Below are 5,353 nucleotides of genomic sequence, written 5' to 3' on the forward strand. Positions count from 1 at the left end.
GTCAGGCCGCTTTCAACGGCAAGCCGCTCGGCCAACCGGCTCTTGCCGGACCGCGCCCCGCCGAGGATGAGCTCGATCATGCGCCCGTCTCCTTTGATAACCCGCAGAGGGCAAGCAGTTGTGCGGTGTCCAGATGTGCGTCGACCAGATCCGCCAGCCGCTCGATATCGCGTTCACGCAACGCGTGGTAATCGACCCGCTGCACCTTTTCCAGCCCTGCCCAGCGCAACAGCGATTCGCAAGCATCGGGGGACTCGAACAGGCCATGAAGGTAGGTGCCGAGCACCTGACCATCCTCGCTGGTCGCTCCATCACTGCGGCCGTCGTCGAGTCGTACGGCGGCACGCCCCAGTGCCGGCCCGTCACTGATACCCGCGTGAATCTCGTAGCCGGTAATGTCGGCGCCATCAATCGCCAGCCGACCCTGGACGTTGCGCAGCTGCTTGTGCGAAGCCAGCGTTGTGGAGAACGTCAGTAGCCCCAGCCCGTCGCTTTGCCCAGCCGGTCCTTCCAGCCCCAGCGGGTCGGCAATTGCGTCGCCCAGCATCTGCAGGCCGCCACAAATCCCCAACACCTTGCCGCCGTAGCGCAGATGCCGCTGGATCGCAGGCTCCCAACCTTGCGCGCGCAGCCATGCAAGGTCCGCGCGCACGCTTTTCGAGCCCGGCAGGATAATCAGATCGGCAGGCGGGACCGATTGCCCGGCGCCGACGAAACGCAGATCAACCTGAGGATGTAAACGCAGCGGATCGAAGTCGGTGTGATTGCTGATACGCGGCAAGACCGGCACGACCACTTTGAGGGTCTGCTCGCTCTTCGCCGATTGACGCACGTCGACGGCGTCCTCTGCTTCGAGGTGGAAATCCATAAGGTAGGGCAGCACCCCAAGAACGGGCTTGCCCGTGCGTTGCTCGAGCCAATCGAGGCCTGGCTGCAGCAGGGCGATATCGCCACGAAAGCGGTTGATCACGAAACCTTTGATCCGAGCCTGCTCACTTGGGCTGAGCAGCTCCAGCGTGCCGACCAGATGCGCGAATACCCCGCCCTTGTCGATATCGGCGATCAGGATCACAGGGCAATCGACCTTTTCGGCGAAACCCATATTGGCGATATCGTTGGCACGCAGATTGATTTCGGCCGGCGAGCCTGCGCCTTCGACCATCACTACCTGATAGGCATCGCTCAAGCGCTGATGCGAGGCCAGGACCGCCTCCATCGCCACGCGCTTGTAGTCGTGGTAAGCCACGGCGTCCATGTTGCTGACGGCGCGGCCGTGAATGATTACCTGTGCACCTACATCGCTGTTGGGTTTCAGCAGGATCGGGTTCATGTCGGTATGCGGTGGCAACCCTGCGGCCTGGGCCTGCACCGCTTGAGCGCGGCCGATCTCACCTCCATCGGCGGTAACCGCGCTGTTCAGCGCCATGTTCTGTGGCTTGAACGGCACGACCGAGACGCCCTGCCGCTTGAGCCAGCGACAAAGCGCGGTCACCAGCGTGCTTTTGCCGGCGTCGGAGGTTGTGCCCTGGACCATCAAGGTGCTCATGTGCGCACCGCTTGATAGCTGGTCAGCGCTCGCGTCAGTCGCGCCCACCCTGCTTCGTCCGCCGGCAGCCCGAAGCGTACGCTCGGCGGATATTGAAAGCGCCGCACCAGAATGCCCTGGCACGCCAGATACTCGCGGAGCATCGTCGCCTCCTCCGTCACAACCCAATGAAAAAGCCCGCAGCCTCCGGTGGGTGGCAAGCCCTGCCCCACCAGCAACTGCGCCAAGCGTTCGCTATCGGCAAGCAAACGCTCGCGTTGACGACGCTGTCCCTCACCATCGGCAAGCAATACCGTACCGATCAAACGTGACGGGCCAGCAATCGGCCACGGACCCAAGGCGCTGCTGAGCACGGACAGCAAGCTCTGTTCTGCCAGCACGAAACCCAGCCGCGCACCAGCCATGCCGAAGAATTTGCCGAACGAGCGCAGAACGATCAGCCCCGGCAAGTGGCTATGCGGAGCCAGGCTGTGTGACGGGGTTGGGTCCATGAAGGCTTCGTCGACGATCAGCCAGCCGCCACGCTCGGCGAGACGGCCATGCCAGTCGAGCAGCTGTTCCGGTGGCAACAGGCGACCCGTGGGGTTGTTCGGGTTGACCACGATGAGCACGTCGAGCCCATCGAGCGCGCGCCGCACGCTGCCCTCACTGAATTCGCTGACGCGGTGCCCTTCACGGCGCCATGCCTTTGCGTGCTCCGCATAACAGGGCGAGACGATCCCGACCTGCTGAGGCCCGCGCAAGCGCGGCAACATCTGGATCGCAGCCTGAGAGCCAGCCACCGGCAGCAACGCTGTGACGCCGAAATAGCGCTTTGCGGCGGCCTCGAGTTCGTCTTCGGTTTCTGGTAAACGCCGCCAGGCGTCGGCGGGAATGGCTGGCAGATCGAGACCGTAGGGCGCAATGCCGGTGGAGAGATCCAGCCAATCCTGTAGCGGAATATCGAAATGCTCGGCCGCCCTACGCAGCCTTCCGCCGTGCTCAAGCATGCACCCAGCCTCTTAACAACAGCGCCAACAACAGCACCAGCAACCAGAGGCCGACCCCCGCCCAAACCATGTCCAGCGCGCGTTCGATGTCGCGCGCCTGAGGCGCTTCGCCTTCACCAAGAACGGGTCTGTGATGGAGCTCGCCGTGATACACGGCCGAACCACCCAGCGCCACACCCAGCGCACCCGCACCGGCGGCCATGACGGGCCCGGCATTGGGGCTGTCCCACAGTGGGGCCTGGGTGCGCCAGCAGCGCCAGGCACGGCGCGTCTGGCCCACCAACGCATAAGTCAGCGCAACCAGCCTCGCCGGTATGAAATTAAGTCCGTCATCGATCCGCGCCGCAGCCCAACCGAATCGCTCGAAGCGCTGATTGCGATAGCCCCACATGGCATCGAGTGTATTGGCCAGTCGATACAGCACCACGCCCGGTGCGCCCGCCAGAACGAACCAGAACAGCGCGGCAAATACCGCATCGCTACCGTTCTCCAACGTCGACTCGGTCGCCGCTCGGGCGACGCCGTGCTCGTCGAGGTCGCGCGTATCGCGGCTGACGATGAACCCGACACGTTGACGTGCTTCGGTCAGATCGCCCCGGCGCAGCGCACGGGCAACCGGCAGCACATGCTCGCCAAGGCTGCGCAGCCCCAGCGCCATGTAGAGCAAACAGATCTCAACCAGCCAGCCTATTTTCGGCAACGAAGCGAGCAGCCAGGCCAATCCCACCAGAGGCAGCACGGCAAGGCACCAAGCGGTAACGCCGTGGCTGCGCCAACCGCGACCTTCGGCTCCATTGAATTGACGTTCCAACCGATCGGCCAGTTTGCCGAACGCAGCCAGCGGATGGCCGCGACGAGGTTCGCCAAACAGAGCGTCAAGCGTTATCCCAGCCAGGCAACTTAGCGCAACACTCACGATTGCTGGCCCCAGAGGTTATCGAATAGCAACTCGGAAAGCGGTCGCGGCTCGGTCCAGCCTTCGAGCTTGAGCATTGGCGCCGGATAAAATTCGACCACCGGCCCCAGGCAGATCACCGCAACCGGTTTGGCGCCGACGGGCATCTGCAGCAGATTGGCCAGCGCGTCAGGATCGAACAGCGAGACCCAGCCCATACCCAGCCCCTCGGCCCGCGCGGCGAGCCAGAGATTCTGGATTGCACAGGCGGCCGAAGCAAGGTCCATCTCTGGCAGGGTCCGACGACCAAATACGTGCTCCTCGCGGCCTTCCATCAGCGCGACGACCAGCAACTCAGCGCAGTCATGAATGCCCTCGACCTTGAGCTTCATGAACGCCTCGCCCCGCTCGCCCAGCGCCGCAGCGGTCAGGGCTCGCTCCTCCTCGACCAGCTCAGCAATGGCACTGCGCAATTTGGGACGGCTGATACACACAAACCGCCAAGGCTGCATCAAGCCGACGCTGGGAGCCTGATGCGCAGCCTCGAGCAGGCGCGCCAGCAGCTCAGGTGCGACCTCGCCACCGCTGAAGTGCCGCATGTCGCGGCGCTCGCTAATCGCCCGGTAAACCCCTGCTCGCTGTTCGTCAGTAAAGGCAAACTCGCTCATGGGCTGAGCATCGCTGCGGCCGCAACGGGATTGGACGGCATGTAGAAATGAATGTAGGACGCCGTCAGCCGCCCCTGCCGGTAAACCGCCTCGGCGGTGCGTTTGTAGTTCGGACATTCGCCTCGCACCAGCGGCTGCATCGGCGACTCGAGGGAGGAATGGTGAAACGTGTGGCCGCGCAGGCGGCCTTCCGGCAGTTGCACTTCTTGCAACGCCAGTGCGGTAAAGCGCTTCTGCATCTGCGCTTCGCCGCGCATCAGGCCAAGCATGTGTTCGCGTACTCCATCCTGACCAGTCAGGCCGTCAAGCAGATAGAGCATGCCGCCGCACTCGGCGAGCGTTGGCTTGCCGGCTTCATGATGGGCGCGTATCGAGTCGGCCATTGAATTGTTACGGCTCAATGTCCGCAGGTGCAGCTCGGGGTAGCCACCAGGCAGGTAGAGACTATCCACGGCAGGCAAGCGGGAAAACCGCAGCGGCGAGAAGAACAGCAATTGCGCACCGAGCGCCTGCAACAAATCGAGGTTGGCCTGATAGATAAAGGAGAACGCAGCGTCACGCGCCACGCCGATACGCACCCCGTTCAACAGTTTCGGCAGCGTCTCGCGTGGCGATGGCGAGAAGCTGACCGCAGCCGGCAATCCGCAATAAGCGCTTGCCTCCAGGGCATCGGCAGCTGCATCGAGCCGGGCATCCAGATCCACCAATTCCTGCGCTTGCACAAGGCCCAAGTGGCGGCTGGGGATGCCTACTGATTCTCCGCGAGGCAACGCACCGAACCAGCCTATCTGCTCCGGTAGGCAATCACGCAGGATCTCGCCGTGGCGACTGCTGCCGACCCGGTTGGCCAACACACCGGCAAACGGCAGATCCGATTGATAGCTGGCCAAACCGTGGGCCAGCGCCCCGAAGGTCTGCGCCATAGCCGAGCCGTCGATCACCGCCAAGACCGGCACGCCAAACTGCCGCGCCAGATCGGCCGCCGAAGGCGCGCCGTCGAACAGCCCCATCACACCTTCGATGAGGATCAGGTCGGCATCGCGGGCCGCTTCCCACAGCAGGCGACGGCATTCGGCCGCGCCAACCATCCACAAATCGAGCTGATGGACCGGATGGCCACTGGCGCGAGCCAGCACCATCGGATCCAGAAAATCCGGGCCGCACTTGAAGACCCGGACTCGTTTGCCCTGGCGGCTGTGCAAGCGCGCTAGGCCAGCCGTCACCGTTGTTTTCCCCTGGCCAGATGCGGGGGGTG

General features: G+C 63.8%; 5 protein-coding genes and 1 pseudogene. All 6 read right to left on the reverse strand.

What is annotated here, in order from left to right:
- Nucleotides 1–80: pseudogene (locus tag PSTU_RS21610) on the reverse strand (bifunctional adenosylcobinamide kinase/adenosylcobinamide-phosphate guanylyltransferase); the annotation flags it as partial.
- The gene (locus PSTU_RS0116055; protein WP_019342036.1) at nucleotides 77–1,546 is read right to left on the reverse strand and encodes a cobyric acid synthase; all 1,470 of its coding nucleotides are present in this window, start codon (nucleotides 1,544–1,546) and stop codon (nucleotides 77–79) included. The pseudogene PSTU_RS21610 and the gene PSTU_RS0116055, both read right to left, overlap by 4 nt.
- Complete coding sequence (gene cobD, locus PSTU_RS0116060) at nucleotides 1,543–2,535, reverse strand: threonine-phosphate decarboxylase CobD (protein WP_019342037.1); 993 nt, start codon at nucleotides 2,533–2,535, stop codon at nucleotides 1,543–1,545. Before cobD ends, PSTU_RS0116055 begins: the two co-directional genes overlap by 4 nt.
- Complete coding sequence (gene cbiB / locus PSTU_RS0116065; RefSeq protein ID WP_019342038.1) at nucleotides 2,528–3,451, reverse strand: adenosylcobinamide-phosphate synthase CbiB; 924 nt, start codon at nucleotides 3,449–3,451, stop codon at nucleotides 2,528–2,530. Before cbiB ends, cobD begins: the two co-directional genes overlap by 8 nt.
- The gene (bluB, locus tag PSTU_RS0116070; RefSeq protein WP_019342039.1) at nucleotides 3,448–4,098 is read right to left on the reverse strand and encodes a 5,6-dimethylbenzimidazole synthase; all 651 of its coding nucleotides are present in this window, start codon (nucleotides 4,096–4,098) and stop codon (nucleotides 3,448–3,450) included. The genes cbiB and bluB overlap by 4 nt, the downstream gene beginning before the upstream one ends.
- Nucleotides 4,095–5,353, reverse strand: a 1,259-nt coding sequence (locus tag PSTU_RS0116075; RefSeq protein ID WP_029404833.1) for a cobyrinate a,c-diamide synthase, incomplete at its 5' end; no start/stop codon positions are given. The genes PSTU_RS0116075 and bluB, both read right to left, overlap by 4 nt.

Origin of the sequence: Stutzerimonas stutzeri SDM-LAC, assembly GCF_000235745.1 — a bacterium.
In the GTDB taxonomy this organism is placed as follows: domain Bacteria; phylum Pseudomonadota; class Gammaproteobacteria; order Pseudomonadales; family Pseudomonadaceae; genus Stutzerimonas; species Stutzerimonas stutzeri_H.